The organism is Nonomuraea sp. NPDC049649 (assembly GCF_040675175.1).
In the GTDB taxonomy this organism is placed as follows: domain Bacteria; phylum Actinomycetota; class Actinomycetes; order Streptosporangiales; family Streptosporangiaceae; genus Nonomuraea.
The window spans coordinates 103,856-128,807 of record NZ_JBFAOH010000010.1 but is presented as its reverse complement, the minus strand read 5'-3'; the positions used below and the strand labels follow the sequence as shown (position 1 = coordinate 128,807).

26 protein-coding genes and 2 tRNA genes are annotated in these 24,952 nt (G+C 71.0%); 13 read left to right on the top strand and 15 right to left on the bottom strand.

The annotated features are described in order from the left end of the window. Positions 1-115 precede the first annotated feature (115 nt). The 8 genes from AB0J42_RS16160 to AB0J42_RS16125 all read left to right on the top strand — a co-directional run bounded on the left by AB0J42_RS16160 (position 116) and on the right by AB0J42_RS16125 (position 9,057). Entirely contained in the window at positions 116-1,612 is a 1,497-nt protein-coding gene (locus AB0J42_RS16160; RefSeq protein WP_364294419.1) for a sugar ABC transporter ATP-binding protein, read from the top strand. Continuing rightward, on the top strand, positions 1,609-2,640 hold the full coding sequence (locus tag AB0J42_RS16155) for an ABC transporter permease (protein WP_364294417.1): 1,032 nt from the start codon (positions 1,609-1,611) through the stop codon (positions 2,638-2,640). The genes AB0J42_RS16160 and AB0J42_RS16155 overlap by 4 nt, the downstream gene beginning before the upstream one ends. Next, on the top strand, positions 2,633-3,607 hold the full coding sequence (locus AB0J42_RS16150) for an ABC transporter permease (RefSeq protein ID WP_364294414.1): 975 nt from the start codon (positions 2,633-2,635) through the stop codon (positions 3,605-3,607). Before AB0J42_RS16155 ends, AB0J42_RS16150 begins: the two co-directional genes overlap by 8 nt. Next, positions 3,604-4,677 carry a rhamnose ABC transporter substrate-binding protein gene (rhaS, locus tag AB0J42_RS16145; protein ID WP_364294411.1) on the top strand — a complete coding sequence of 358 codons (1,074 nt, stop codon included), beginning with the start codon at positions 3,604-3,606 and terminating at the stop codon, positions 4,675-4,677. Before AB0J42_RS16150 ends, rhaS begins: the two co-directional genes overlap by 4 nt. 70 nt (positions 4,678-4,747) lie before the next feature. After that, positions 4,748-5,059, top strand: coding sequence for an L-rhamnose mutarotase (locus tag AB0J42_RS16140; protein ID WP_364294408.1), 312 nt, complete (start codon positions 4,748-4,750; stop codon positions 5,057-5,059). A 13-nt stretch (positions 5,060-5,072) separates the two neighbouring features. Then, positions 5,073-6,218 carry an L-rhamnose isomerase gene (gene rhaI / locus AB0J42_RS16135; RefSeq protein WP_364294405.1) on the top strand — a complete coding sequence of 382 codons (1,146 nt, stop codon included), beginning with the start codon at positions 5,073-5,075 and terminating at the stop codon, positions 6,216-6,218. 29 nt (positions 6,219-6,247) lie between these two features. After that, entirely contained in the window at positions 6,248-8,290 is a 2,043-nt protein-coding gene (locus tag AB0J42_RS16130) for a bifunctional aldolase/short-chain dehydrogenase (protein ID WP_364294683.1), read from the top strand. A 167-nt stretch (positions 8,291-8,457) separates the two neighbouring features. Continuing rightward, the gene (locus AB0J42_RS16125) at positions 8,458-9,057 is read left to right on the top strand and encodes a DUF1349 domain-containing protein (protein ID WP_364294402.1); all 600 of its coding nucleotides are present in this window, start codon (positions 8,458-8,460) and stop codon (positions 9,055-9,057) included. A 1-nt stretch (position 9,058) separates the two neighbouring features. Here the strand turns inward: AB0J42_RS16125 and AB0J42_RS16120 are convergent, their stop codons facing one another. The 10 genes from AB0J42_RS16120 to AB0J42_RS16075 form a co-directional block, all read right to left on the bottom strand. Next, positions 9,059-9,673 carry an FMN reductase gene (locus tag AB0J42_RS16120; protein ID WP_364294399.1) on the bottom strand — a complete coding sequence of 205 codons (615 nt, stop codon included), beginning with the start codon at positions 9,671-9,673 and terminating at the stop codon, positions 9,059-9,061. Further along, positions 9,670-10,770, bottom strand: coding sequence for an LLM class flavin-dependent oxidoreductase (locus AB0J42_RS16115; protein ID WP_364294396.1), 1,101 nt, complete (start codon positions 10,768-10,770; stop codon positions 9,670-9,672). Before AB0J42_RS16115 ends, AB0J42_RS16120 begins: the two co-directional genes overlap by 4 nt. Before the next feature lie 75 nt (positions 10,771-10,845). Then, positions 10,846-11,481, bottom strand: a complete 636-nt coding sequence (locus tag AB0J42_RS16110; RefSeq protein ID WP_364294393.1) for an epimerase — start codon at positions 11,479-11,481, stop codon at positions 10,846-10,848. A 632-nt stretch (positions 11,482-12,113) separates the two neighbouring features. Further along, entirely contained in the window at positions 12,114-12,341 is a 228-nt protein-coding gene (locus tag AB0J42_RS16105; RefSeq protein WP_364294390.1) for a hypothetical protein, read from the bottom strand. Then, positions 12,338-12,718, bottom strand: coding sequence for a hypothetical protein (locus AB0J42_RS16100; RefSeq protein WP_364294388.1), 381 nt, complete (start codon positions 12,716-12,718; stop codon positions 12,338-12,340). The genes AB0J42_RS16105 and AB0J42_RS16100 overlap by 4 nt, the downstream gene beginning before the upstream one ends. A gap of 57 nt (positions 12,719-12,775) precedes the next feature. Beyond that, positions 12,776-13,699: a helix-turn-helix transcriptional regulator gene (locus AB0J42_RS16095; RefSeq protein ID WP_364294385.1), complete on the bottom strand. Its 924-nt coding sequence runs from the start codon at positions 13,697-13,699 to the stop codon at positions 12,776-12,778. Beyond that, the gene (locus AB0J42_RS16090) at positions 13,633-14,145 is read right to left on the bottom strand and encodes a DUF6879 family protein (protein WP_364294382.1); all 513 of its coding nucleotides are present in this window, start codon (positions 14,143-14,145) and stop codon (positions 13,633-13,635) included. The genes AB0J42_RS16095 and AB0J42_RS16090 overlap by 67 nt, the downstream gene beginning before the upstream one ends. Beyond that, complete coding sequence (locus AB0J42_RS16085; RefSeq protein ID WP_364294379.1) at positions 14,120-14,374, bottom strand: hypothetical protein; 255 nt, start codon at positions 14,372-14,374, stop codon at positions 14,120-14,122. The genes AB0J42_RS16090 and AB0J42_RS16085 overlap by 26 nt, the downstream gene beginning before the upstream one ends. 460 nt (positions 14,375-14,834) lie before the next feature. Further along, on the bottom strand, positions 14,835-15,191 hold the full coding sequence (locus AB0J42_RS16080; RefSeq protein ID WP_364294376.1) for a YciI family protein: 357 nt from the start codon (positions 15,189-15,191) through the stop codon (positions 14,835-14,837). Positions 15,192-15,860: 669 nt separating this feature from the next. After that, positions 15,861-16,382, bottom strand: coding sequence for a cupin domain-containing protein (locus tag AB0J42_RS16075; protein ID WP_364294373.1), 522 nt, complete (start codon positions 16,380-16,382; stop codon positions 15,861-15,863). A 119-nt stretch (positions 16,383-16,501) separates the two neighbouring features. Between AB0J42_RS16075 and AB0J42_RS16070 the strand changes: the two genes are divergently transcribed. Continuing rightward, positions 16,502-17,185, top strand: coding sequence for a TetR/AcrR family transcriptional regulator (locus AB0J42_RS16070; RefSeq protein ID WP_364294370.1), 684 nt, complete (start codon positions 16,502-16,504; stop codon positions 17,183-17,185). On the opposite strand, the gene AB0J42_RS16065 is transcribed toward AB0J42_RS16070, so the two are convergent. Together AB0J42_RS16065 and AB0J42_RS16060 are read right to left on the bottom strand one after the other, a co-directional pair. Beyond that, entirely contained in the window at positions 17,154-17,606 is a 453-nt protein-coding gene (locus tag AB0J42_RS16065) for a DUF1801 domain-containing protein (RefSeq protein WP_364294367.1), read from the bottom strand. The two genes, AB0J42_RS16070 and AB0J42_RS16065, sit on opposite strands and share 32 nt — an antisense overlap. Positions 17,607-17,657: 51 nt before the next feature. Beyond that, entirely contained in the window at positions 17,658-18,005 is a 348-nt protein-coding gene (locus AB0J42_RS16060; RefSeq protein WP_364294364.1) for a VOC family protein, read from the bottom strand. Positions 18,006-18,172: 167 nt separating this feature from the next. Here AB0J42_RS16060 and AB0J42_RS16055 point away from each other — a divergent pair, with 167 nt between their 5' ends. Beyond that, positions 18,173-20,944, top strand: coding sequence for a LuxR C-terminal-related transcriptional regulator (locus AB0J42_RS16055; RefSeq protein ID WP_364294361.1), 2,772 nt, complete (start codon positions 18,173-18,175; stop codon positions 20,942-20,944). A gap of 173 nt (positions 20,945-21,117) precedes the next feature. Here the strand turns inward: AB0J42_RS16055 and AB0J42_RS16050 are convergent. The 3 genes from AB0J42_RS16050 to AB0J42_RS16040 all read right to left on the bottom strand — a co-directional run bounded on the left by AB0J42_RS16050 (position 21,118) and on the right by AB0J42_RS16040 (position 22,088). Then, positions 21,118-21,192 (bottom strand) — tRNA-Val (locus AB0J42_RS16050). Positions 21,193-21,205: 13 nt separating this feature from the next. Then, positions 21,206-21,277: transfer RNA gene (locus AB0J42_RS16045), tRNA-Gly, on the bottom strand. Positions 21,278-21,341: 64 nt separating this feature from the next. Next, entirely contained in the window at positions 21,342-22,088 is a 747-nt protein-coding gene (locus AB0J42_RS16040) for an SDR family oxidoreductase (RefSeq protein ID WP_364294358.1), read from the bottom strand. A gap of 84 nt (positions 22,089-22,172) precedes the next feature. On the opposite strand from AB0J42_RS16040, the gene AB0J42_RS16035 reads away from it, so the two are divergent. The 3 genes from AB0J42_RS16035 to hutH are packed head-to-tail and all read left to right on the top strand — an operon-like array spanning position 22,173 to position 24,944. After that, complete coding sequence (locus AB0J42_RS16035) at positions 22,173-22,628, top strand: DUF4383 domain-containing protein (RefSeq protein ID WP_364294355.1); 456 nt, start codon at positions 22,173-22,175, stop codon at positions 22,626-22,628. Between the two features lie 43 nt (positions 22,629-22,671). Next, positions 22,672-23,376: a helix-turn-helix domain-containing protein gene (locus AB0J42_RS16030; protein WP_364294352.1), complete on the top strand. Its 705-nt coding sequence runs from the start codon at positions 22,672-22,674 to the stop codon at positions 23,374-23,376. A gap of 17 nt (positions 23,377-23,393) precedes the next feature. Continuing rightward, positions 23,394-24,944: a histidine ammonia-lyase gene (gene hutH / locus AB0J42_RS16025; protein ID WP_364294349.1), complete on the top strand. Its 1,551-nt coding sequence runs from the start codon at positions 23,394-23,396 to the stop codon at positions 24,942-24,944. The last annotated feature ends 8 nt before the right edge of the window (positions 24,945-24,952 follow it).

Sequence of the window (24,952 nt, the reverse complement as noted above, 5' to 3'; positions counted from 1 at the left end):
TTAAAACGTAACAATCTCGTGTGCGCCAGTTCTCCTCTCAGGGGATTGACGCCCAGGGACCCAGCACCTAGATTCCGGGAACATCCCGTTAAAACGTTTGTCGTCCGGAGGACGCATGAGTGGTCCCCCCACCCTCGCGCTCGCCAGCGTCAGCAAGTCGTTCGGCGCGGTGCGGGCACTGCGTGAGGTGTCGCTGGAGCTGTTCGCAGGAGAGGCTCACGCGCTCGCGGGCGAGAACGGCGCAGGCAAGTCCACGCTCGTCAAGACGCTCGCCGGGGTCCACCGGCCCGACAGCGGCCAGGTGCTGCTCAACGGCGAGCCCGTCGTCTTCCACAACCCGGCCGACGCCCAGCGGGCCGGGGTCGCCGTCATCTACCAGGAGCCCACGCTCTTCCCCGACCTGTCCGTGGCCGAGAACATCTTCATGGGCCGCCAGCCCCGCACCACCCTCGGCCGCATCGACCGCCGGGCCATGCGCGCCGAAGCCGCCGGGCTGTTCGACCGGCTCGGCGTCACGGTCGACCCCGAACAGCCCGCCCGCGGCCTGTCCATCGCCGACCAGCAGCTCGTCGAGATCGCCAAGGCCATCTCCCGGGACGCCCGCGTCCTGATCATGGACGAGCCGACCGCCGCGCTCTCCGGCAACGAGGTCACCCGGCTCTTCTCGGTGGTGGAGGCGCTGCGCGAGCAGGGCTGCGCCGTGCTGTTCATCTCCCACCGGCTGGACGAGATCTTCTCCCTCTGCCAGCGGGTCACGACCCTGCGCGACGGCGCCTGGATCGCCAGCGAGCCCGTCGCGGGCCTCACCCACGACGACCTGATCCGCCGCATGGTCGGCCGCGAGCTCGGCTCCCTCTACCCCAAACAGGACAGCGAGGCGGGCGAGGTGGCGCTCCGGGTCGAACGGCTGACCCGCGAGGGCGTGTTCACCGACGTCTCGTTCGAGGTGCGGCGCGGCGAGATCGTCGCCCTCGCCGGGCTGGTCGGGGCGGGCCGCAGCGAGGTCGCCCGGGCGGTCTTCGGCATCGACCGGTGGGACGCCGGCACCGTGCACGTGGCCGGCCGCCCGCTGCCGCCCGCCAGCCCCACCGCCGCCATGGCCGCCGGGCTCGCCCTGGTGCCCGAGGACCGGCGGCAGCAGGGCCTGGTCATGGAGATGTCCATCGAGCGCAACATCGGCCTGACCGGGCTGCGCTCGCTCCGCCGCGGCCCCGTCATCTCCCGCGCCGCCGAGCGCGCCCGCGCCCGGGACTGGGCGGTGCGCCTGCGGCTCAAGTTCGCCGGGCTCGGCGACGGCGTCGGCGTGCTGTCCGGCGGCAACCAGCAGAAGGTCGTGCTCGCCAAGTGGCTGGCCACCGAGCCGTCGGTGCTCATCGTGGACGAGCCCACCCGCGGCATCGACGTCGGCACCAAGGCCGAGGTGCACCGGCTGCTGTCGGAGCTGGCCGGGCAGGGCATCGCGGTGCTGATGATCTCCTCCGACCTGCCGGAGGTGCTCGGCATGGCCGACCGGGTGCTCGTCATGCACGAGGGCCGGATCACCGCCGAGATCCCCCGTACCGAAGCCACCGAGGAGAGCGTCATGTCCGCCGCGACCGGGAGGGCGGCATGACGGCCACCGCCACCCAGCCCGAGCCGGCCGTGCGCGAGCGCAGCGCCCGCAACCTGGTCGACCTGGTCTTCCGGGCCCGCGAGCTGAGCCTGGTCATCGCGCTGGCCGCGCTCGTCGGCGGGACCGCCGCCGCCAACCCGAACTTCCTGTCCGGGCAGGGCGTCGAGGACATCCTGCTCAACACCGCCATCCTCGCGCTGCTGGCCGTCGGCCAGTCGATCGTGGTCATCACCCGCAACCTCGACCTGTCCGTCGGCTCCGTGGTCGGGCTGGTCGCGTTCACCGTCGGCGACGTGCTGGCCAGCGGCTGGGGCCCGGTGCCCGGCGTCGTGCTCGGGATCGCCGTCGGCGCCGCCTGCGGCCTGCTCAACGGGCTGCTGGTCAGCTTCTGCCGGGTGCCCGCCCTGGTCGTCACGCTCGGCACCCTCTACGTCTTCCAGGGCGTGTGCCACTACGTCGCCGCCGGGCGGCAGATCAACGCGGTCGACCTGCCGCCCGCGCTGCTGTCGCTGGGCAACGGGGCCGTGCTGGGCGTGCCGTACCTGCCGCTCATCACCGTGGTGATCATGCTGGCGATCGGCTACTACCTGCGCGCCTACCCCAGCGGGCGGGAGTTCTACGCGATCGGGTCCAGCCCCGAGGCCGCCCGGCTGGCCGGCGTCCCGGTCCGCCGCCGCATCCTGGCCGCCTACCTGGTCAGCGGCTGCCTGGCCGGGCTCGCCGGGGTGCTCTGGCTGGCCCGCTTCGGCACCGTCGTCGCCGACTCGGCCAACGGCTGGGAACTCCTGGTGATCAGCGCCGTCGTGGTCGGCGGCGTGGCCATCACCGGGGGCGTCGGCAGCGTGTACGGGGCGGCGCTCGGCGCGCTGCTGCTCACCGTGATCGGCAGCGCCCTGGTCGTGCTCCGGGTCAACCCGTTCTGGCAGCAGGCCATCACCGGCGCGCTGCTGCTGCTCGCCATCAGCGTCGACCGGGTGCTGGCCCTGCGGGTCGCCCGGCTGCTCAGGAGGAGGAGCCGACATGGCTAGGGTGCTCCGCTGGGATGTGATCATCGGGCTGCTGCTGGTCGCCGTCTTCGCGGGCGGCTCGCTCGGCTCGCCTGCGTTCGCCACCGCCGGCAACCTGTCGTTCGCGCTCGGCGACCTCGGCGAGATCGCGCTCATCGCGCTCGCCATGACCATGCTCGTGGTGGCCGCCGAGGTCGACCTGTCGGTCGCGTCCGTGCTGGGCCTGTCGAGTGCGCTGGTGGGCGCGCTGTGGGACGGCGGCCTGCCCATCGAGACGATCATCCCGCTGGTGGTGCTCGCCGGCGCGCTCTGCGGGCTGGTCAACGGGCTGCTCGTCACCCGGCTCGGGCTGCCGTCGCTGGCCGTCACGATCGGCACGCTCGCCCTCTACCGGGGCCTGGCGTACGTGGTGCTTGGCGACAAGGCGGTGGCCCAGTTCCCGCCCCAGTACACGGCGCTGGCCGTGGGCAACGTGCCCGGCACGTTCATCCCGTACCCGATCGCGCTCTTCGTGCTGCTGGCCGTGGTCGTCGCGGTGGTGCTGCACGCCACCGGGTTCGGCCGGGCGCTGTTCGCCATCGGCGCGCAGGAGCAGGCCGCGTTCTTCGCCGGGATCCGGGTCAAGCGGATCAAGCTGCTGCTCTTCGTCTTCTCCGGCACCGTCGCCGCCTTCGCCGGGGTCGTCTTCACCCTGCGCTACGGCTCCGCCCGCGCCGACAACGGCCTCGGCATCGAACTCGCGGTCATCGCGGCCGTACTGCTCGGCGGCGTCGACTTCGACGGCGGCAAGGGCACGCTCGGCGGCGTCATCGCCGGCGTGCTGCTCATCGGGCTGCTGCGCAACCTGCTCATGCTCAACGACGTCTCGACCGAGATCCAGTCCATCGTCACCGGCCTCCTGCTCATCGTCTCGGTGCTCACCCCCCGACTCATCTCCCTGCTCAAACCGGTCAGAACCGGCACGTCGGCACTGAAAGGAACCTCATGAGACCGATGCGCCTCGCCGTCCTCACCGCGGTGCTCGCCCTCGGCGCCGCCGCCTGCGGCGGCACCACCAAGTCGAGCGTCACCTCCGCGCCCGCCGAGCCGCCCGCCTCCTCCGCGGCGGCGGCCTCCGCCGACCCGAACGCGCCGATCAAGCCGGGCCTGAAACTGGCCTTCCTGCCCAAGCAGATCAACAACCCGTACATGACGATCGTCGCCAAGGCGGGGGAGGAGGCGGCGGCGGAGTTCCAGGGTGAGGCCAAGGAGGTCGGCCCGTCCGACGCCTCCGCGTCCTCGCAGATCTCCTACATCAACACCCTCACCCAGCAGGGCCACGACGCCATCCTCATCTCGGCCAACGACCCCAACGCCGTGTGCGGGCCGCTCAACCAGGCCAGGGAGAAGGGCATCAAGATCGTCTCGTACGACTCGGACGCCGCTCCCGAGTGCCGTGACCTCTTCATCAACCAGGCCAGATCCGAAGAGATCGGTCGCAGCCAGATCCAGCTGCTCGCCGAGATGATCGGCCACAAGGGCGAGATCGCGATCCTGTCGGCCACGGCCAACGCCACGAACCAGAACACCTGGATCGAGTTCATGAAGGACGAGCTGACCAAGCCCGAGTACAAGGACATGGAGCTCGTCAAGGTCGCCTACGGGGACGACGACGACCAGAAGTCGTTCACCGAGACCCAGGGCCTGCTGCAGGCCTACCCCGACCTGAAGGGCATCATCTCGCCCACCACCGTCGGCGTCGCGGCGGCGGCCCGCTACATCTCCGGCTCCAAGTACAAGGGCGAGGTCGTGCTCACCGGCCTCGGCACGCCGAACCAGATGCGCCAGTTCGTCAAGGACGGCACCGTCGAGAAGTTCGCCCTGTGGAACCCCAAGGACCTCGGCTACCTGGCCTCCTACGCCGCCGCCGCGCTGGTGTCCGGGCAGATCACCGGCGCCGAGGGCGAGACGTTCCAGGCGGGCCGGCTCGGCGAGCGGACCGTCGGCGCGAACGGCGAGATCATCCTCGGCCCGCCGTTCACCTTCGAGGCCTCCAACATCGACGACTTCGACTTCTGACCCTCATCGGCACGCACCGCGCGCCCCGGGACCGGCCCGGGGCGCGCGTGCGCGCGGAAAGGAGAGATCTGTGGAGCGGGTGTGCTTCCTGCTGCGAGTCCGGCCGGACCGGCTCCAGGAGTACCGGGAGAGACACCGGCAGGTATGGCCCGAGATGCTCGACGCGCTGCGTGAGGCGGGATGGCGCAACTACTCGCTCTTCCTCAGCGACGACGGGCTGCTCGTCGGCTACCTGGAGACCGACGACTTCGAGGCGGCGCAGCGGGCGATGGCCGCCGCCGAGGTGAGCGCCCGGTGGGAGACCGACATGGCGCCCTTCTTCGAGACGGGCCGCGCCGACGAGGGCCGGGTCCTGCTCGAAGAAGTTTTCCATCTCGACTGAATCGGGGAGACAAATGATCAAGGAACAGCTCCGCAGGCAGCGGATCGAGACCCCGTCGTGGGCGTACGGCAACTCCGGCACCCGCTTCAAGGTCTTCGCCCAGCGGGGGGTGCCGCGCGACCCGTACGAGAAGATCGCCGACGCCGCGCAGGTGCACGCGTTCACCGGGGTGGCGCCGACGGTGGCGCTGCACATCCCGTGGGACAAGGTCGACGACTACGAGGACCTGGCCCGGCACGCCGCCGAGCTGGGGGTGGGCATCGGCGCGATCAACTCCAACGTGTTCCAGGACGACGACTACAAGCTCGGCAGCGTCACCCACCCGGACCCGGAGGTACGCGCCAAGGCGCTGGCGCACCTGCTCGAATGCGTGGACATCATGGACGCCACCGGGTCCGACACGCTCAAGCTCTGGTTCTCCGACGGCACCAACTACCCCGGCCAGGACGACGTGCGCGAGCGCCAGGACCGGCTGGCCGAGGCGCTGGCGGCGGTGTACGAGCGGCTCGGCGACGAGCAGCGCTTCCTGCTGGAGTACAAGCTGTTCGAGCCCGCCTTCTACATGACCGACGTGCCCGACTGGGGCACCGCCTACGCGCACTGCCTCAAGCTCGGCCCGAAGGCGCAGGTCGTGGTCGACACCGGCCACCACGCGCCGGGCACCAACATCGAGTTCATCGTGGCGTTCCTGCTGCGCGAGGGGAAGCTCGGCGGCTTCGACTTCAACTCCCGCTTCTACGCCGACGACGACCTCATGGTGGGCGCCGCCGACCCCTTCCAGCTCTTCAGGATCATGTACGAGGTGATCAGGGGCGGCGGCTACACCGAGCGGACCGCCTTCATGCTGGACCAGTGCCACAACATCGAGCCGAAGATCGCCGGGCAGATCCGGTCGGTGATGAACGTGCAGGAGGCCACCGCCAAGGCGCTGCTGGTGGACCGGGAGGCGCTGGCCGCGGCGCAGCGGGCCGGTGACGTGCTCGGCGCCAACGCCGTGCTGATGGACGCCTACAACACTGACGTGCGCCCGCTCCTGGCGGAGCTGCGGGAGGAGATGGGGCTGGAGCCGGACCCGATGGCCGCCTACGCCAAGTCCGGATATTTCGAGACAATCGCCGCCGAGCGGGTGGGCGGCGACCAGGCGGGCTGGGGCGCCTGATGACCACCCCCGACATGAACGGCCCCGACATGAACAGCACCGTCGAACAGCTCCTGGCCCGCTCCCACGCCCTCGGCGCCGACCCCCGCAACACCAACTACGCCGGCGGCAACACCTCCGCCAAGGGCACCGCGAACGACCCCGTCACCGGCGGCGACGTCGAGCTGATGTGGGTCAAGGGCTCCGGCGGCGACCTCGGCACGCTCAAGGCCGCCGGTCTGGCCGTGCTCCGCCTGGACCGGGTGCGCGCACTCGTGGACGTCTACCCGGGCGTCGAACGCGAGGACGAGATGGTCGCCGCCTTCGACTACTGCCTGCACGGCAAGGGCGGCGCCGCCCCCTCCATCGACACCGCCATGCACGCCCTGGTCGACGCCGCCCACGTGGACCACCTGCACCCCGACTCCGGCATCGCGATCGCCACCGCCGCCGACGGCCCCGAGCTGACCCGGCGGATCTTCGGCGACCGGGTGGTGTGGGTGCCGTGGCGGCGGCCCGGCTTCCAGCTCGGCCTCGACATCGCCGCCATCAAGGCCGCCAACCCCCGGGCGATCGGCTGCATCCTCGGCGGCCACGGCATCACCGCCTGGGGCGACACGAGCGAGGAGTGCGAGCGCAACTCCCTCGACATCATCCGCACCGCCGAGGCCTACATCGCCGAGCACGGCCGCCCCGACCCGTTCGGGCCGGTCGTCCACGAGCCGCTGCCGGAGGAGGCCAGGCGCCGCCGCGCCGCCGAGCTGTTCCCCGTCGTCCGGGGCCTGGCCGGCACGGACGCCCGCCAGGTCGGCCACTACACCGACACCCCCGAGGTCCTCGACTTCCTGTCGCGGGCCGAGCACCCCCGGCTGGCCGCGCTCGGCACCTCCTGCCCGGACCACTTCCTGCGCACCAAGGTCGCCCCCCTGGTGCTGGACCTGCCCCCGGACGCGCCGCTGGCGGAGGCGGTCGCCCGGCTCCGCGAGCTGCACGCCCGCTACCGGGAGGAGTACGCCGCCTACTACCGGCGCCACGCCACCCCCGACTCCCCGCCGATGCGCGGCGCCGACCCGGCCATCGTGCTCGTGCCCGGCGTCGGCATGTTCAGCTTCGGCAAGGACAAGCAGACCGCCCGGGTGGCCGGCGAGTTCTACGTCAACGCCATCAACGTGATGCGCGGCGCGGAGGCGCTGTCCAGCTACCGGCCCATCGACGAGGCGGAGAAGTTCCGCATCGAGTACTGGGAGCTGGAGGAGGCCAAGCTGCGCCGCCTGCCCAAGCCCAGGCCGCTCACCGGTCGGGTCGCCCTGGTGACCGGCGGCGGATCCGGCATCGGCGCCGCCACCGCCAGGCGGCTGGCCGCCGAGGGCGCCTGCGTCGTGGTCGCCGACCGCGACCTGCCCGCCGCCGAGAAGGTCGCCGCCGAACTGGGCGCCCACGCCCACCGGCCGCAGGACGTGGCGATCGCGGCAGGCGTCGACGTCACCTCCGAGGAGCAGGTCCAGGAGGCGCTCCGGCAGGCCGTGCTCGCCTTCGGCGGCGTCGACCTGGTCGTCAACAACGCCGGGCTGTCGCTGTCGCGCTCGCTGCTGGAGACCACGCTCGACGACTGGGACCTGCAGCACGACGTGATGGCGCGCGGCTCGTTCCTCGTCTCCCGCGAGACCGCCCGCGTCATGATCGACCAGGACCTGGGCGGCGACATCGTCTACATCTCCTCCAAGAACAGCGTCTTCGCCGGGCCGAACAACGTCGCCTACGGCGCCGCCAAGGCCGACCAGGCCCACCAGGTCCGGCTCCTTGCCGCCGAGCTGGGCGGCCACGGCATCCGGGTGAACGGCGTCAACCCCGACGGGGTGGTCCGCGGCTCCGGCATCTTCGCCTCCGGCTGGGGCGCCAACCGGGCGAAGGTGTACGGGGTCGAGGAGGAGAAGCTCGGCGAGTTCTACGCCCAGCGGACGCTGCTGAAGAAGGAGGTGCTGCCGGAGCACGTGGCCGCGGCGGTCTTCGCGCTCACCGGCGGCGACCTCACGCACACCACCGGCCTGCACGTTCCGGTGGACGCGGGGGTGGCCGCCGCGTTCCTGCGCTGATCCGTACCTGCGCTGATCCGTACCTGCGCTGATCCGTACCTGCGCTGATCCGTACCTGCGCTGATCCGTGCCAGGGAGCCCGCCCGCGCGCCGGGGGCGCGGACGGGCTCCCGCCCCGGGGCGCTAGGGTGGGCCCGTCCGCGACACCCCCGGGAGGAGAACACCTGATGGCCGCCGTGACCCTGCCAGCGTTCCCCGCGCCGCTCCGCTGGCTCAACCAGCCCGGACAGTGGCACGCCGACGGCGACGACGCCCTCGTCATCACCGCCGGGCCGCGCACCGACCTCTTCTCCGACCCCGGCGAGCCGAAGCACTACGCCAACGCCCCCGCCCTCGTCGGGCGCCTGGACGGCGACTTCACCCTCAGCGCCCGGATCAGGGTCGACCTGCGCTCCACCTTCGACGCGGGCGTCCTGCTCCTCTACGCCGACGACGAGCGATGGGCCAAGCTCTGCCTGGAGCTCTCCCCGCAGGGCGTCCCCACCATCGTCTCGGTGGTCACTCGCGGCGGCGTCTCCGACGACTGCAACTCCCTGCCCATGACCGGCGACGACGTCCGGCTCCGCGTCTCCAGGGTCGGCCCCGCGTTCGCCTTCCACGCCGCAGCCGGGGCCGGCCCCTGGAGCCTCATCAGGTACTTCGCGCTCGACGGCGAGCCCGAGGCAGGCTTCCTCGCCCAGAGCCCCACCGGCCCGGGCGCCACCGTCCGCTTCGAGGACATCCGCCACACCCCGACGCGCCTGTCCGACCTGCGCAACGGCGAGTAGGTCAGGACGGCGGCCGGATCGAGGCCAGATACTCCTCGAAGGGCACGACCTCCTCGGTCTGCTTCCCGTTCGGGGAGTGCCGGCACGGGCGCATGAGCGCCGCCAGCTCCGCCCCCGCGCGGGCGATCCGGTCCGACAGCCCGTCGGTGAAGGCGTCACCGCCGCCGCCCCAGTCCTCCGAGGCCGCGTAGACCGCGGTCGGCACCACCACGGCCCGCAGATACGCGAAGAGCGGCCGCATCGCGTGGTCCAGCACCAGCGAGTGCCGGGCCGTGCCGCCGGTCGCGCCGATCAGCACCGGCTTGCCCGTCAGCGCCTCCGGGTCGAGCACGTCGAAGAACGACTTGAACAGCCCGCTGTAGGAGGCGGTGAACACGGGGGTGACGGCGATCAGCCCGTCCGCCCCGGTCACGGCGTCGATCGCCTCGCGCAGCCGGGCGTTCGGGAACCCGGTGACGAAGTTCCCGGCGATGTCCGTCGCCAGGTCGCGCAGCTCGACGACGGTCGTCTCGGCCGCGCCGCCGAGACGCTCGCCGACGGCCTGCGCGAGACGGTCGGCCAGCAGGCGGGTCGAGGACGGCTGGGTCAGCCCAGCCGTGACGACGGCGAGCTTCATGCGTTGACCTCCTTCGGGTTCTTCGCGTCCCGGGCGGCGACCAGGGAGGCGTGGGTGGGGGCGTCGGGGACCTCGGCCGGGCGGCCGATCGCGAACTCCTTGCGCAGCACCGGCACGACCTCCTCGCCGAGGATGTCGAGCTGCTCCAGCACCGTCTTCAGCGGCAGCCCGGCGTGGTCCATCAGGAACAGCTGCCGCTGGTAGTCGCCGAAGTACTCCCGGAACTCGAGCGTACGGTCGATGACCTGCTGCGGGCTGCCCACCGTCAGCGGGGTCTCGGCCATGAACTCCTCCAGCGACGGCCCGTGCCCGTAGACCGGCGCGTTGTCGAAGTACGGGCGGAACTCGCGGATCGCGTCCTGGGAGTTCTTCCGCATGAACACCTGCCCGCCGAGCCCGACGATGGCCTGCTCCGGCGTGCCGTGCCCGTAATGGGCGTAGCGCCGCCGGTAGAGGTCGATCAGCCGCATGAAGTGCTCCTTCGGCCAGAAGATGTTGTTGGCGAAGAAGCCGTCGCCGTAGTAGGCGGCCTGCTCGGCGATCTCCGGGCTGCGGATGGAGCCGTGCCACACGAACGGCGGCACCCCGTCCAGCGGGCGCGGCGTCGAGGTGAAGCCCTGCAGCGGCGTGCGGAAGCGGCCCTCCCAGTCGACCACGTCCTCGCGCCAGAGCCGGCGCAGCAGCGCGTAGTTCTCGATCGCCAGCGGGATGCCCTGGCGGATGTCCTGGCCGAACCACGGGTAGACCGGGCCGGTGTTGCCACGCCCCATCATCAGGTCCACCCGGCCGTCGGCCAGGTGCTGCAGCATGGCGTAATCTTCAGCGATCTTGACCGGGTCGTTCGTGGTGATCAGCGTCGTCGCGGTCGACAGGATGAGCCGCTCGGTCTTGGCGGCGACGTAGCCGAGCATGGTCGTCGGGGAGGACGGCACGAACGGCGGGTTGTGGTGCTCACCGGTGGCGAACACGTCCAGGCCGACCTCCTCGGCCTTGAGCGCGATCCGCATGATCGCCTTGATCCGCTCGCCCTCGGTGGGCGTCCGCCCTGTGGTCGGATCCGTGGTCACGTCACCGACGCTGAAGATGCCGAACTGCATATTAGTCACCCATCTTTACTGTTGAACTTTCAACAGCTATGTAAGCGCCCAGCCGGAGCTCGTTATTCCAGGGTGTCACAGAGCGTTGATCGCCGCCGCATCCAGAACCCGGCCCGGCGCCCCCCGCTCGGCCACCGCGATCATCGCCCGCCCGACCTGCGCCGCCGTGGTCACCGTCGACGGGAACAGCCGCCGCAGCACCGGATAGAACGGCGCCGCCACCACGTACGCCAGCCGGTAGAACCCGGTCCGGTGCGTCGGCTGGACGTAACCGGGGCGGAACACGTAGACGTCCAGCGGCAGCGCCAGCAGCGCGTTCTCCGTCTCACCCGTCACCCTCGCCCACATCGTCCGGCTCCGGGCGTCCGCGCCGGCCCTCGACAGGTACACGAACGTGGAGCCGGGGCCGACCTCCGCGAGCGTCCTCGCCACCGAGAGCGTGGAGTCGTACGTGACGCGCCGGTACTCCGGCTCCCGCATCCGCGCCGACGACGAGGTCAGGCAGGAGAAACAGGCGTCGTAACCGGCCAGTTCGCTCGCTATGGGCGTGAGGTCGAGCAGATCGTCGTGCCGGACCTCGCGCAGCTTCGGATGCGCGACACCGGCCGGGGAGCCGACGGCCAGCACCGCCGTCACCCGTTCGTCGTCCAGGCACTCCCGGAGCACGCCCTGCCCGAGCATGCCGGCGGCCCCGAACACGATGACCCGCACGTACGCAGCCTAACCACCCAGACCCCGCCATCATTCCCCTGACGGTCAACCCGAAGGGCCTCACCACAAAGGGCCTCACCACAAAGGGCTTCGCCAAAGGGCTTCGCCAAAGGGCTTCGCCGTAGAGGCGCTGCGCGCCTTTCCAGCTCAGGCGTTCCCCCAGTCGGCCTGGCGGCCGACCCCTGAAGGCCCTCGCTCCGCTCGGACAGCCTTCCCGGGAAGAGCGCCTGGCGGCGCTCCACCAGAAACCCGGGACGGGTGGCTGCGGTAGCCACTTCCCGATAGGCGTTCAAGGACGGGGTGGCTGCGGTAGCCGCTCCTGATGGGCGTGTACCGGGAACCCCTGGCCGGGTGCGGTCACCGGTGGGGGAGCCGTGGACAGCCGGCACGCTCTCACCGGGTCGTCGTGACTCCGTGTGGTTGTCGGAGGGCCTCGTCCGACCTCCGAGCCGTGCCGGAAACCCTGTCCGGCCTCCATGCGGTGCCGACTTTGTCCGACCTCATGTGGTGCCGACTTCGTCCGACGCCTGTGCGAAGCTGAAAGACCTCGTCGCCTCGTTCGATTTCTTCTGTCCGGGCTACGGTGCCCGCTGGGCATGGCCAGGTCCAGCAGGAACTCGTGCCACATCTCCTTAGCGCGCGCCCGCCCTCTCCCGGGCGGCTTCAGGAGGCTGATCGTGAACCTCGAACGCCTCGCTGCGCAGCGTGATCCCGTCGCGTCCAGGGATCTGGGGATGCAGCGCGAACTCGTACCGCCGATCAATGATCGAGAACAGCGTCCGCGTGCCCACCCGGCCGAGCTCGCAGGTCAGGGAACGAGGGGAGGGGGACCAGCGGATCGGCGGCGGGTCCGACGTCATTCCGGCGCTCCGGCATGTTCCTTGATGAGTTGGGCCGCTCGGTCCGGCCGCGACGCAGGGACTACTTCGATCGGGGCCGACTGGATCAGTGCGCCGCAGCCCCCCAGCTCGATCAGGTAACTGCCGGAGCGAGGCCCGATGCTGATCGTGGCGATCTTCCGGAGGCCCGCGTAGACGATGAGCTGAGGCGGATGCCGACGGGATTCGACGGCCTGGTTCGGCTGCCCCGCTCCGATCGTCACCCTTTGGAGCAGTTCCGTGTGGAGTCCGACGGCTGTCAGGTGAGGGAGAAGCTGATCCAGGGCGGCTTTCTGCGCCCCCGCTTCCTCTTCCGATAGGTGGTCATCGGAGAGGGCGATCGTGCGTGTGCGGGCCATGATCCGACGGTAGGAGCCGGCCGTTTCGGGGCTCAACGAACTTGTACGAACTTGCAATTAGGCAAGAGACGCCAGCGCGGCCGTGATCAGAGCGCGGGCCTTGTCGCCGTAGACCGCGTGGTCTGCCAGTTCCGTGAATCCCTTGACGTACAGCGCGATCTCCCTGGGCTGGGTGACGGTCACCCCCGCTGAGAGGAGTTCCACGAACACGCGCCTGTCGTCGTAGATCGAGAAGGTCTCCATCGTCCACAGGCGGCGCGGGGCGTCGGACGGGATGATCCCCAGGGACACGGACGGGAGAGACATGCCCTCCAGGAGCTGTCCGAGTTGCCCGGCCATAACGGCATCGTCGGCGATCCGATCATGCAGGACCGACTCTTCCATGATGATGGCGAACCGGTGCTGTCCCTCATAGAGCAGCCTGCTGCGGGCGGCGCGGGCTTGGACGGCCTCGTCGATGTCGCGTGGCGCCTCGTGGAAGTCGGCGAACGCTGACAGGACGGCTCGCATGTAGCCGGGCGTCTGGAGGGGCCACGGCATGAACTGGGAGCAGTAGAAGCGGAAGAGCCGGGTCTGCTCGTACAGGGAGAGCCGCGTTTGCTGCAGGTGCTTCATGCCTCTGCGCTGTAACCGCCGCCATTCCACGTACATGCTGTCGGCGTCGCGGCTGGCGGCGATCAGATCGGGGATCTCGTCTTCGGCGCCGCAGATCCGGCACCAGGTCCGTATGTCGTCGTCGGACGGCAGGGTGCGGCCATTGATAAGTCGAGAGCATTTCGACTCGTCCCAGCCGGCTTGCCGAGCCAGAGCCCTGGCGGTGATGCCCGAATCCCGGAGAATTTCTCGCAGCCGCTTGCCGATGGACAGGCGGGCCTCATGGGCGCTGGACGAAGGCGAGGTGGACACGTCCGAAATCAGGCCGGTCGGTAGTTCACGTGGTCGATGCCGCGCTCCCAGACGGCCTCGAAGGCAGAGGAACACAGTGCCACCACAGCCGGGTCACCGCAGTCCTCATGACCTGTGGCTTCGCCGTCGCCCGAGTGCAGACCGAAGCGCACGAGCCGCCCGTCGAACAGCCAGAAGTCATTGCCGGGCAGGGTCAGATCGGAGGCTCTGGCCCGAGGGAGCCAGCGAACCTGCTCGCCGCCCGCGAGATTGGCGTAGGGCGTGGCGGCATGTTCGTAGCGGATGTAATCGCTGACAGGCTCCGAGACGATGCGGGCACGGCGCACCACGATCCCGCGGCCGACCGTCTCCCTGATCAGGTTGACCCACGGTGCGTCGAAGTCGGTGCGGTCGAAGGGAAGGCCCTCTCTCCAGGCCTGATAGCCGGGGCTCCCATGACCGTAGCCGTCGCGCATCTCCAGGTGCACGGCTGAGCGTGTGCAGCGCCCGAGCAGTTCATCCAGCGTCGGGGACACGTCCATCACACGCCTCCAGGAGGTAGCCGCGCATGTGAGCCGGGAGTCTGACGATCATCTCGCCCGGTGCGAGCGGGCTTCGGGCCGCGACCTGCCGCACCTTCGCCGGATCCGTGACAACGACGCCTTGGATGACGAAGCTTCCGTCCTCGTCATCGACCCAGACGGAGGGACAGCCGCCGTGCTCGCTGGTGCCGTCGATGCCGATGAACCGAAGCGCCATGATGGCCTCCACTGCTCCGAAGGTGCGTGGACTTGCACACACGCGAGCCTGGATGGTGACGCCTGGACCGTCAAGCGATATGGAAATCACGCTCTGGAGGCCGTCAGACATAGCGGGAGAAGCTGTCCATATGCCTCCTTTTTCTGAATGGCATGCCAACTCTAAATCCCATGCCATTCGTCGGCACTCAGGTGCCCTTGTGTGGGCTTCGCCACCAGGCGCTCCGCGCCCTTCCAGCTCAGGCGTTTCTTCCGGTCGACCTGGCGGCCGACCCCTGACGGCCCTCGCTCCGCTCGGACAGCCTTCCCGGGAAGAGCGCCTGGCGGCGCTCCACCAGAAACGCGGGACGGGTTACTGCGGTAACCACCTCCCGATAGCCGATAGCCGAAACCGCATCTCCTAAGCGAGCCCGTGCCCTCTCACTGACGGCCTGCGAGATGCCCGAGACTCTGGGACTCCTGGCCTGATCCGTTCACATCACCGGAGCTTCGTGGCATCGGCGGACCTCCACCGGTTCGCCGGCCCCGGCGACGATCTGGCGGGCGAGCTCCAGCGCTCTGGCCTCGTCCACGACGTCCACCAGCCACCAGCCGGCCAGTGACTGGCTGGGCTCGGCGAACGTGCCGTCCCGCACGGACACCTCGCCGTCTTCGAGACTCACCAGCTTCGCATTCGGTGCGAGTGCCAGCCCTTCATCGGCGAGCAGTTCACCGGACTCCCTCAGCCCTTCGGTGAACTTCCTCATGAACTTGATCATCTGCTGGACCCATTCCTGAGACTTGCCGCTCAGGACGGTTTCGTCGCCGAACTGCATCAGCACGTATTTCATGGCTTCCTTCCGGGATGAGTACCTGGTCGACTTCGTGCGAGGGTGACCGGATCTCCGTCCCCTCGCCGACGCGTCGAACGTGTACCGCCGGACTCGACATGGCTCCCGACACAATCTCAGGTGTCATGAAGCGAAGCGGCATTCGTGCAGCTCAAGTCCACGGCCTCGGAGATGCTAATCATCGACGTGTGGGACATGGGCCCCACCTCACCAGACACTGGCCATCGGATCCTCAGATAAGCGCTGTAGGCGTGCCCTCGCGTCGCTGGGGCGCCTATCCGTGAAGGGGCCGCTGGGCCTATCTCCGGAGGGAAGGTTGCTGGGGCGCCTATCTCCCCGGAGGGAAGGTCGTCTGGGTCGGGCGAGGTGCTGACGATCAATCGGTCCCGGCGAGGTCTGACGGCCCTGGCAGCCTCACGCCGCGCCCCGGCCTTGAGCCGACGCGTACGACGCCTGACTGCCTATCTATTGCATAGATGGTGACCAGATCCCCCTGGTGGAGCGCCGCCAGGCGCTCTTCCAAGAAAGCCGTCCGAGTGGAGCGAGGGCCTTCAGGGGTCGGCCGCCGGGCCGACTGGAAGAAACGCCTGAGCGGGAAAGGCGCGAAGCGCCTCTACGGCGAAGCCCTTAGCTTATTAAGACCTCTTAGCGGGGGGTTGGCTGACGGGCTCAGTCCCAGTCGTGGTTGGTGGGGAGGAGCACCATGTTGTGGGCGCCCAGGATGTCGACCATGCCGTTGAGTTTCTCGTCCGTCCACGGGGCCGGTGATCCGTCGGTTTCGCCGTGGGCCAGGAAGAAGGCTTCGGGGCCGGCAGGCAGGTAGAAGATGAGCAGTCGGGCCGGGTCCGCGCCGATGTTCCGGAAGCCGTGGCGGGTGCCCTTGGGGATGTAGAGGAAGTCGCCGGCCTCGGCCTTGATCTTCTGGTCGCCGTTGATGAACTCGAAGGCGCCGGAGGCGACGTAGAAGGCTTCGTCCTCCTTGGAGTGGATGTGCGGGGTGTTGCCGTGGCCGGGCTCGATGACGCCGTCCATGAGGGCGAGGGTGCCGCCGGTCTCGTCACCGGTGATCTTGACCGTCATCCTCTCGTGCCCGATGCGCCGGAGGGTGCCTTCGTCCCTGCGCACGATGAAGCCGTTGGCCGCCGTCCAGACGGGGTCGTCCTGGTCGGGCAGCGGTAACCGGAAAGCCACGGTGGGGTCCTTTCGCGCGGTGTCGCTCATACTTTGGTTGAATATAAGTCATTGAACGACAGTCAATCAAGTGAGAGCCCTACCCTGGTGAGAAACCGCCCGCGCCGGAAGGAACAGACGTGACCCCGCCCGTCACCGGCAAGCCGCCCACCCGGCGGCAACTGGCCGCCCAGGAGACGCGCCGCAAACTGCTGCAGGCCGCGATGGAGAACTTCGCGCGGCGCCCCTACGCCGAGGTCACCGTCGCCGACATCGCCCGCACCGCCGGGGTCGCGCACGGCCTCCTGTCCCACCACTTCAACGGCAAGGAGAGCCTGTACGCGGAGACGGTGCGCGAGATCGACCGCCGCCTCCGCGCCGCCTGCGAGGCCGGCCCCGGCGGACCCCCCTTGGAGCAGCTGCGCCGCCACTTCACCGGTCACCTGCGGTTCCTGGCCGAGCACGAGGACGCCGCCCAGAACCTGATCTTGCGCCGCGCCGAGACCACCGACGTCGCGGCGGAGGCCTTCGAGGCGAGCCGCCGCGAGGGTCTCCGCGGCATCTGCCGCATGCTCGGCCTCGACGCCGACGAGCCCGCCCTCCGGCTGCCGCTGCGCGGATTCGCCGCGGCCTGCGACGAGACGGCGCTCACCTGGCTCAGAAGCGGCCGCCACCACCCGATCGAGACCCTGGTCGACATCTGGATCACGTTCCTGTCGGCCGCGATCCGGGCGGCCCGCGACCTGGCGCCGACCCCCGCCCTGCACGAGGCGTGCGAAAAACTTCAGCCCGTCAGCCCACCGCCCGCTTCACCAGCACGCTGATCTCCGCCTCGACCTCGGGCGTCACCGAGGCCAGCGCGAACGCGACCGGCCACATCGCCCCGTCGTCCAGCCCGGCCTGGTCGCTGAAGCCGAGCGTCGCGTAACGGGTCTTGAACTTCGCCGCGGGCTGGAAGTGGCAGATGATCTTGCCGTCCAGCGCATAGGCGGGCATCCCGTACCAGAGCCGCGGCGCCAGGTCGGGCGCGGCGGCCATGACGACCGCGTGGACCCGCTCGGCCGTCACCCGGTCCGCGTCGCCCATCTCAGCGATCTTCGCGAGCACGTCCCGTACCGCTTCCGCCGCCTTGTCCGCCCGCGAGGCGCGCCGTGCCGCCTTCTTCCGCTCCTGGGCGTGCTCCTTCATCGCGGCCCGCTCCTCGGCCGTGAACCCCTCGTACGTGGCGCTTTCGGTGTTGCTCATGACGAAATTCCTCTCGAAGATGTGTCGATCTGGCGGAAACCCGCGCCGGGCTCAGTGGTCCTGGATCAGGCCGAGCACGTTGCCGTCGGGGTCGGTCACGGTGGCGACGAGCCGGCCGCCGCCGACCTCGTGCGCGGCCTCCTTCACGGCGGCGCCCGCGGCGGTCATGGCGGTCAGCGTCGCCTCGATGTCGGGCACGTGCCAGTAGGCCACCGGCGAGGTCATGCCCTGCGGCCCGCCGTCCGGCACCAGCCCGATGTGCTGGCCCCCGGCGTCGAAGCCGACGTAGTACGGCGAGTCGGTCTGGGGTTCGATTCCGAGCAGCGCCGCGTAGACCGGCTTGGCCTTCGCCAGGTCGGACACGGGATGCAGCACGGTCTTGATGCCGTAGGTGGTCATGGTCGCTCCGGTGGTCGTGGGCCGCGCCGGCCCGGTGTTTCGGACAGGCTCAGCTTGTCGTCCGGCCCGGCCCGCCCACATCCGTGGTGACCACGGATCGGCGGCACGGACCGTGCTCGGTGGTCGCCCCGGGTGCGTACGGCGAGAAATACGGCAAACTTGGACCGGTGCTGACAGATGTGGAGATCTCACCTCGGGAAGCCGAGGTGCTGGAACTGGTCGGGGCCCACCTCAGCAACGCCGAGATCGCGGCCCGCCTGTTCATCTCGGTGCGCACGGTCGAGAGCCACGTCTCGTCGCTGCTCCGCAAGCTCCAGCTACCGGACCGCCGGGCGCTGGCCCGCCGAGCACCCCAGCGGACCTCGTACGAACCCCACCCGGCCCTGCCCACCCCCCTGACCTCGTTCATCGGCCGGGCGAGCGAACAGGCCGACCTGAGCGCGCTGATCCGAAACCACCGTCAAGTGACCGCGGTCGGCCCCGGCGGCGTGGGCAAGACCCGGCTGGCCCTGGCGGTGGCCGCCGCGACGGCCGGAGAGTACGCCGACGGGGTGTGGTTCGCCGATCTCGTCCCGGTCACCGATCCCGGCCTGGTCGCCACCGCGGTCGCCGGCGCCGTCGGTCTCAGCGAGCAGCCCGGCAAGGACCTGACCGAGTCCGTGGTCGCCGCCCTGGCCGACCGCCGTGCCCTGCTGGTCCTGGACAACTGCGAGCACGTGCTGGACGGGGTGGCGTTCTTCGTCGAGCGGCTGCTGAAAGACTGCCCGCGGCTCACCGTGCTGGCGACCAGCCGGGCCCGCCTGATGGTGCCGTTCGAACGGGTCTACGCGGTGCCGCCGCTCTCGGTGGACGCGGACGCGGTCGCGCTGTTCATGGAGCGCGCCGCCGCCGTGGGCAGCCCCCTGGATCCCGCATCGAGCGACCGGATCGCCGCCGTCTGCGAGCGGCTGGACGGCATGGCCCTGGCCATCGAACTGGCCGCTGCCCGCTGCGCCACGCTCGGCCTGGACGGCATCACCGCCGCCCTGTCCCACCCGCTGCGGATGCTCACGGGCGGCTCCCGCGCCGACGAACGGCACCGCTCGGTACGAGGCGCGCTCGACTGGAGCCACGCCCTGCTCGAACCGCACGACCGGGAACTGCTGCGCCGCGTGTCGGTCTTCGTCGCCCCCTTCACCGCCACGGCCGCGGCCGGCGTGACCGGGGGAGAGGAGGGCATCGTCGCCGAAGGCCTGGCCCGCCTGGCCGAACAGAGCCTCCTGGCCGTGACGCCCTCCCCGCTCGGGACGGAGTACCGCGCGCTGGAGACCATCCGCCAGTACGGCTTGGAACGCCTGACCGAGGCCAAGGAACTGGACGACACCAGAACCCGTCACGCCCGCTGGTGCCTGACCCAGGCCACCAGGCTCACCACGAGCGAAGGCGGCAGGGCCGGATTCGACGCGGTGGCCGACGACCTCCGCGCCGCCCTGGCCTGGACCGCCGACCGCCCGCACAGGCGTGAGGACGCCTATCACCTCGCCCGCTCCCTGGCCGAACTGACCTTCACCCGCAACCTGATCGGCGAATCCCAAGCCCGCTACGAACAGGCTGCCGAACTCGCCCCCGACCCCGCCTGCGCGCCGATGCTGAGGCACGCCGCCGCCGTGGCGGGCTGCCGGATGCGCGGCGACGACATGTACCGCCTGCGCCGCGCCGCCGCCGACGCCGCGCTCCGCTCCGGCGACCCCGCCGGCGCCGCCCGCGACCTGGCGACCGCCGCCGCCGACGTCTACCGCTTCTCCAGCAGGTTCGTACGGGAACGTCCACGGGAGGAGACGGACGCCCTCATCACCAGGGCACGGGAGCTTGCCGGTGACGACCCGGCCGCCGGAGCCGCACTGGCCCTGGCCGAGGCCGGCCGCGCACTCGTCGACCAGAGCCTGGACGACACCACGATCGCCCGCGCCGGACGGGCGGTCGAACTCGCCCGCCGCACAGGCGACCCGCTCGCCGAGTCCGCCGCACTCGACACCCTCACTTGCGCCCAGAGCTGGACAGGCGACGCATTCGCCGCCGCCACCACCGCCGCCCACCGCGCCGCGCTGCTGACGTCCTCCTCGTACATCCCGGCGGGTACGGACGCCGGTGCCACGGCCGGATACGGGCTGCGGACCTCCGCCTCGTACACCCCGGCCGGTACGCACGAGCTGATCGAGGCGCTGGGCGAGGCCACCGAGGCCGCCATCGGCACCGGCGACCTGCCGGGAGCCCGCCGGTGGGCCCGCAGGCTCGCGGACCACCCCCTGCTGGCCGAGGTCGGCCACCGGGCCACGGGCTGGCTCCTGGTCGCCGACGCACTGGCCGGAGACGCGGCGCAGGTGCTCACCGGCGGCGTCCGCTTCCTCGACGGATGGCGGCGGGCGGCCAGCCCCGCCGGGTCGGTTCTCGGCCCTCCTGCCGCCGCCGTCGCGACGATCCACGGCCTGCGCGGCGACGAGGACGCCTGCAAAGAATGGAACGCGGTACTCGGCCAGGTCGACCAGTCACCGGCCGGCACCCGCGGCTACGGCGCGATCTTCGCCGCGATCCTCCTGCTCCACCGCGGTCAGGCGGCCGAGGCTCTGGAGCGGCTGGCCCCCGAACCGGGCGAGGTGTGGCAGTGGATCACCTGGACCTGGCTCCACTGGTATGTGGCCCTGCGCGCCGAAGCCACCGTACTGTCAGGAGCCCCCGGCGCCCGCGAGCGGCTGGCCGAGGCCCGCACAACAGTGTCCGGCAACCCCGTCGCGAGCGCCCTGGTGGAACGGGCCGCAGCCCTGCTCGACGGCGACCGGCAGGCCCTGCTCGCCACCAAGGACGCGTTCGACGCCGCCGGGTGCCGCTACCAGTCCGCCCGGACCCTGTTCCTCGCCGGCGAAGCCCACGGCGAGGCCCTGCTCCGGGACCTCGGCCTCTGACCCGCTCCTCACCGTCCCCACGCGGGGCGGTCGTCATATGCGGGGAGCAGCGGTCCCGAGCCCGGCGACGTCCGGCTCACGCCCGCGTTCTCCTCGTTGAGCGCGTCCACGAGGGCGAGCAGCCGGGACGGCCCCGGAAACGCGAAAGCCCCCGGCCAGAGGCCGGGGGCTGATGGTGGACGATACTGGGATTGAACCAGTGACCTCTTCCGTGTCAGGGAAGCGCTCTCCCGCTGAGCTAATCGTCCTCGCGTGAGACCGAGCGGAAGACGGGATTCGAACCCGCGACCCTCACCTTGGCAAGGTGATGCTCTACCCCTGAGCCACTTCCGCGTCTTCCCCGGATGAACTCCGGGTGACGAGAGAACCATAGCGAAAAGTCGCCGACTCCCCAAACTCAGATCGGGATCGAGGTGTGCCCGCCGTTGACGGTGACCCGCTGCCCGGTCATGTACGCGGCCTCGTCGGAGGCGAGGAAGGCCACCACCGCAGCCACGTCCCGAGGTGAGCCGATCCGGCCGACCGGCACCTCGGCCACGTAGCCGTCGACCGCCAGCCCGGTGTGCCGTTCCACCGGGATCCAGCCGGGCGCGACCACGTTCACGGTGATCCCGTACGGGCCGAGCTCGCGCGCCCAGCTGCGGGACATCGCGTGCTGCGCCGCCTTGGCGGCGGTGTAGGCGGAGGTACGGGGGAGCGACCGGTCCACGATGTCGGAGCCGATCTGGATGATCCGGCCCCGGCCGCGCTCGCGCATCCCGGGCAGGAAGGCCTGGACGAGCAGCGTGGGGCTCTTGACGAAGAACGTGAGCTGGTCGAGCTGGTCCTGCCAGGTGAGCTCCTCGACGCCCAGCTCCGGCTGCGGCCCGGTGGCGTTGAGCACCAGCGTCTCGACCGGCCCGAGCGCCTCCGAAACCCGGGCCGCCAGCGCGGCGGTGGCGGCCTCGTCCGTCACGTCCGCCTGGAACGCCTCCGCGCGCCCGCCCGCCGCCTTGATCTCGTCGACCACCGCGGCGGCGGAGGGAGTGTCGGACCGGTAGTTGACCGCGACGGCCCAGCCGTCGGCGCCCAGCCTGCGCGCGATCGCGGCGCCGAGGCCGCGGGAGGCGCCGGTGACCAGCGCGACTCTTGCCTGCTCATGCATTCCGTCACCCTATCCAGGGGTATGGGGTGGCCATCGCGGGGTAGCTGATCGGCACCATGTACCGGCAACCGGGGGAAGGGTCTCATGGTCACCCCGAAGTCGCACACCAACGTCGCGCGCACGCCCGTACAGGCGGCGTCGCTGCTCGTCGGGCTGCTGTTCCTGATCGTCGGGCTGCTCGGCTTCGTGCCGGGCATCACCACGAACTTCGACGCCATGGCGTTCGCCGGCCACCACTCCGAGGCGCGGCTGCTCGGCGTGTTCCAGGTGTCGATCCTGCACAACATCGTGCACCTGCTGTTCGGCGTCGCCGGGCTGCTCATGGCGCGCACGATGAACCTGGCCAAGTGGTTCCTGATCGGGGGCGGGGTCATCTACCTGCTGCTCTGGGTCTACGGGCTGCTCATCGACAAGGAGAGCGCGGCCAACTTCGTGCCGCTGAACACCGCCGACGACTGGCTGCACTTCGTGCTGGGCCTCGGCATGATCGCGCTCGGCGTGGTGCTGGGCCGCCGCACGCTCGGCACCCGGCACCGCTGACGTTTCGCCCGGCGTCGAAACGTGCCTGCGTTACGGTCGCCGTATGGGCAACCGATCCGATGCCGACATCGCGCCGGTCGCCGCGCTCATCGCCGACCCGGCCAGGGCCGCGATGCTGACGGCGCTGCTGGGCGGGACCGCGCTGGCGGCGGGGGAGCTGGCGCGGGTGGCCGGGGTGAGCGCCGCCACCGCGAGCGCCCACCTGGCCCGGCTGCTCGACGGCGGGCTGGTCGCCGTGGTGCGGCAGGGCCGCCACCGCTACTACCGGCTGGCCGGTCACGAGGTGGCCGAGGTGCTGGAGGTGCTGGCCCGGGTGAGCGGCCGGCCGCCGGTGCGGTCGCTGCGGCAGTCGCGCCAGGCCCGGCTGCTGGAGGAGGCCCGCACCTGCTACGACCATCTGGCCGGGCGGGCCGGGGTGGCGCTGCTGGAGGCGCTGCGCGGGCACGGCTGCCTCGACGGCGAGCGGGTCACCCCGGCGGGGGAGCGGCTGCTGGCGGAGCTGGGCGTGGACGTCGAGCGGGCGCGCCGGTCGCGGCGCAGGTTCGCCCCGGAGTGCCTCGACTGGACCGAGCGCCGCCCCCACCTCGGCGGCGCGCTCGGCGCGGCGATCACCGGGGTGCTGCTGGAGCGCGGCTGGTTTCGCAGGGGGAGCCTGCCGCGCGCCGTCGTGCTCACCGGCGAGGGACGGGAGGGGCTGGCCGCGTTGTTCTCCGGTAAGGAGCTAACATCGCATTCGCCGGTTACCTAAGGCGGGAGAAACACATCATGCGCGACAACGAGGTCGTGAACGTCGGTCCCGAGCCCCTCACCTTCGACGACGTCATCCGGGTGGCCCGCCACGGTGCCCCCGTCCGGCTCACCGACGACGCGGTCGCCGCGGTCTCGGCGGCCCGCCAGCGGGTGGACGACCTGGCCGAGGCCCCCGTCCCCGCGTACGGGATCTCCACCGGGTTCGGCGCGCTGGCCACCCGCCACATCGACCCCTCGCTCCGCGCCCAGCTCCAGCGCTCGCTGGTGCGCTCGCACGCCGCCGGCAACGGCCCCGAGGTGGAGACCGAGGTGGTGCGCGCGCTCATGCTGCTGCGCCTGCACACCCTGGCCACCGGCCACACCGGCGTCCGCCCGACCACCGCCAAGACCCTCGCCGCGCTGCTCAGCGCGGGCATCACGCCGGTGGTGCACGAGTACGGCAGTCTCGGCTGCTCGGGCGACCTCGCGCCGCTCGCGCACGTCGCCCTCACGCTGATGGGCGAGGGAGTCGTACGAGACGAGTCCGGAAATGTCACCTCGGCCGCCGAGGCGCTCAAGCAGGCCGGCGTCGAACCGGTCGAACTGGCCGCCAAGGAGGGCCTGGCCCTCATCAACGGCACCGACGGCATGCTCGGCATGCTCATCCTCGCCATCGCCGACCTCACCACGCTGGCCAGGACCGCCGACGTCAGCGCCGCCATGAGCGTCGAGGCGCTGCTCGGCACCGACCGCGTCTTCGCCCCCGAGCTCCAGGCCCTGCGCCCGCACCCCGGCCAGGCCGTCGCCGCCGCCAACATGGTCAAGATCCTCGCCGGATCGGAGATCATGGCCAGCCATCGCGACCCCGAGGCCTGCACCCGCGTCCAGGACGCCTACTCGCTGCGCTGCGCCCCGCAGGTCGCCGGCGCCGCCCGCGACACGATCGCGCACGCCGCCGCCGTCGCCGGGCGCGAGCTGGCCAGCGCCGTCGACAACCCGGCCGTGCTCGACGACGGCCGGGTCGAGTCCAACGGCAACTTCCACGGCGCGCCGCTCGCGTACGTGCTCGACTTCCTCGCCATCGTGGCCGCCGACCTGGCCTCGATGGCGGAGCGGCGCACCGACCGCTTCCTGGACGTGGCCCGCAACCACGGCCTGCCCGCGTTCCTGGCCGACGACCCCGGCGTCGACTCCGGCCACATGATCGCCCAGTACACCCAGGCCGCCATCGTCTCGGAGCTGAAGCGGCTGGCCGTGCCCGCCAGCGTCGATTCCATCCCCAGCAGCGCCATGCAGGAGGACCACGTGTCGATGGGCTGGTCGGCGGCCCGCAAGCTGCGCCGCTCCGTCGACGGCCTGGCCCGCGTGCTGGCCATCGAGGTGCTCACCGCCGCCCGCGCCCTCGACCTGCGCCGCCCGCTCACCCCCGCCCCGGCGACCGCCGCCGTGGTGAAGGCGCTGCGCGAGTCCGTGCCGGGGCCGGGGCCCGACCGGTTCCTCGCGCCGGAGATCGACGCGGCGGTGCGGCTGGTGGTCACCGGCGGCGTGGTCGGCGCCGCCGAGAGCGTCACCGGGCCGCTCAGCTAGGTGTACGG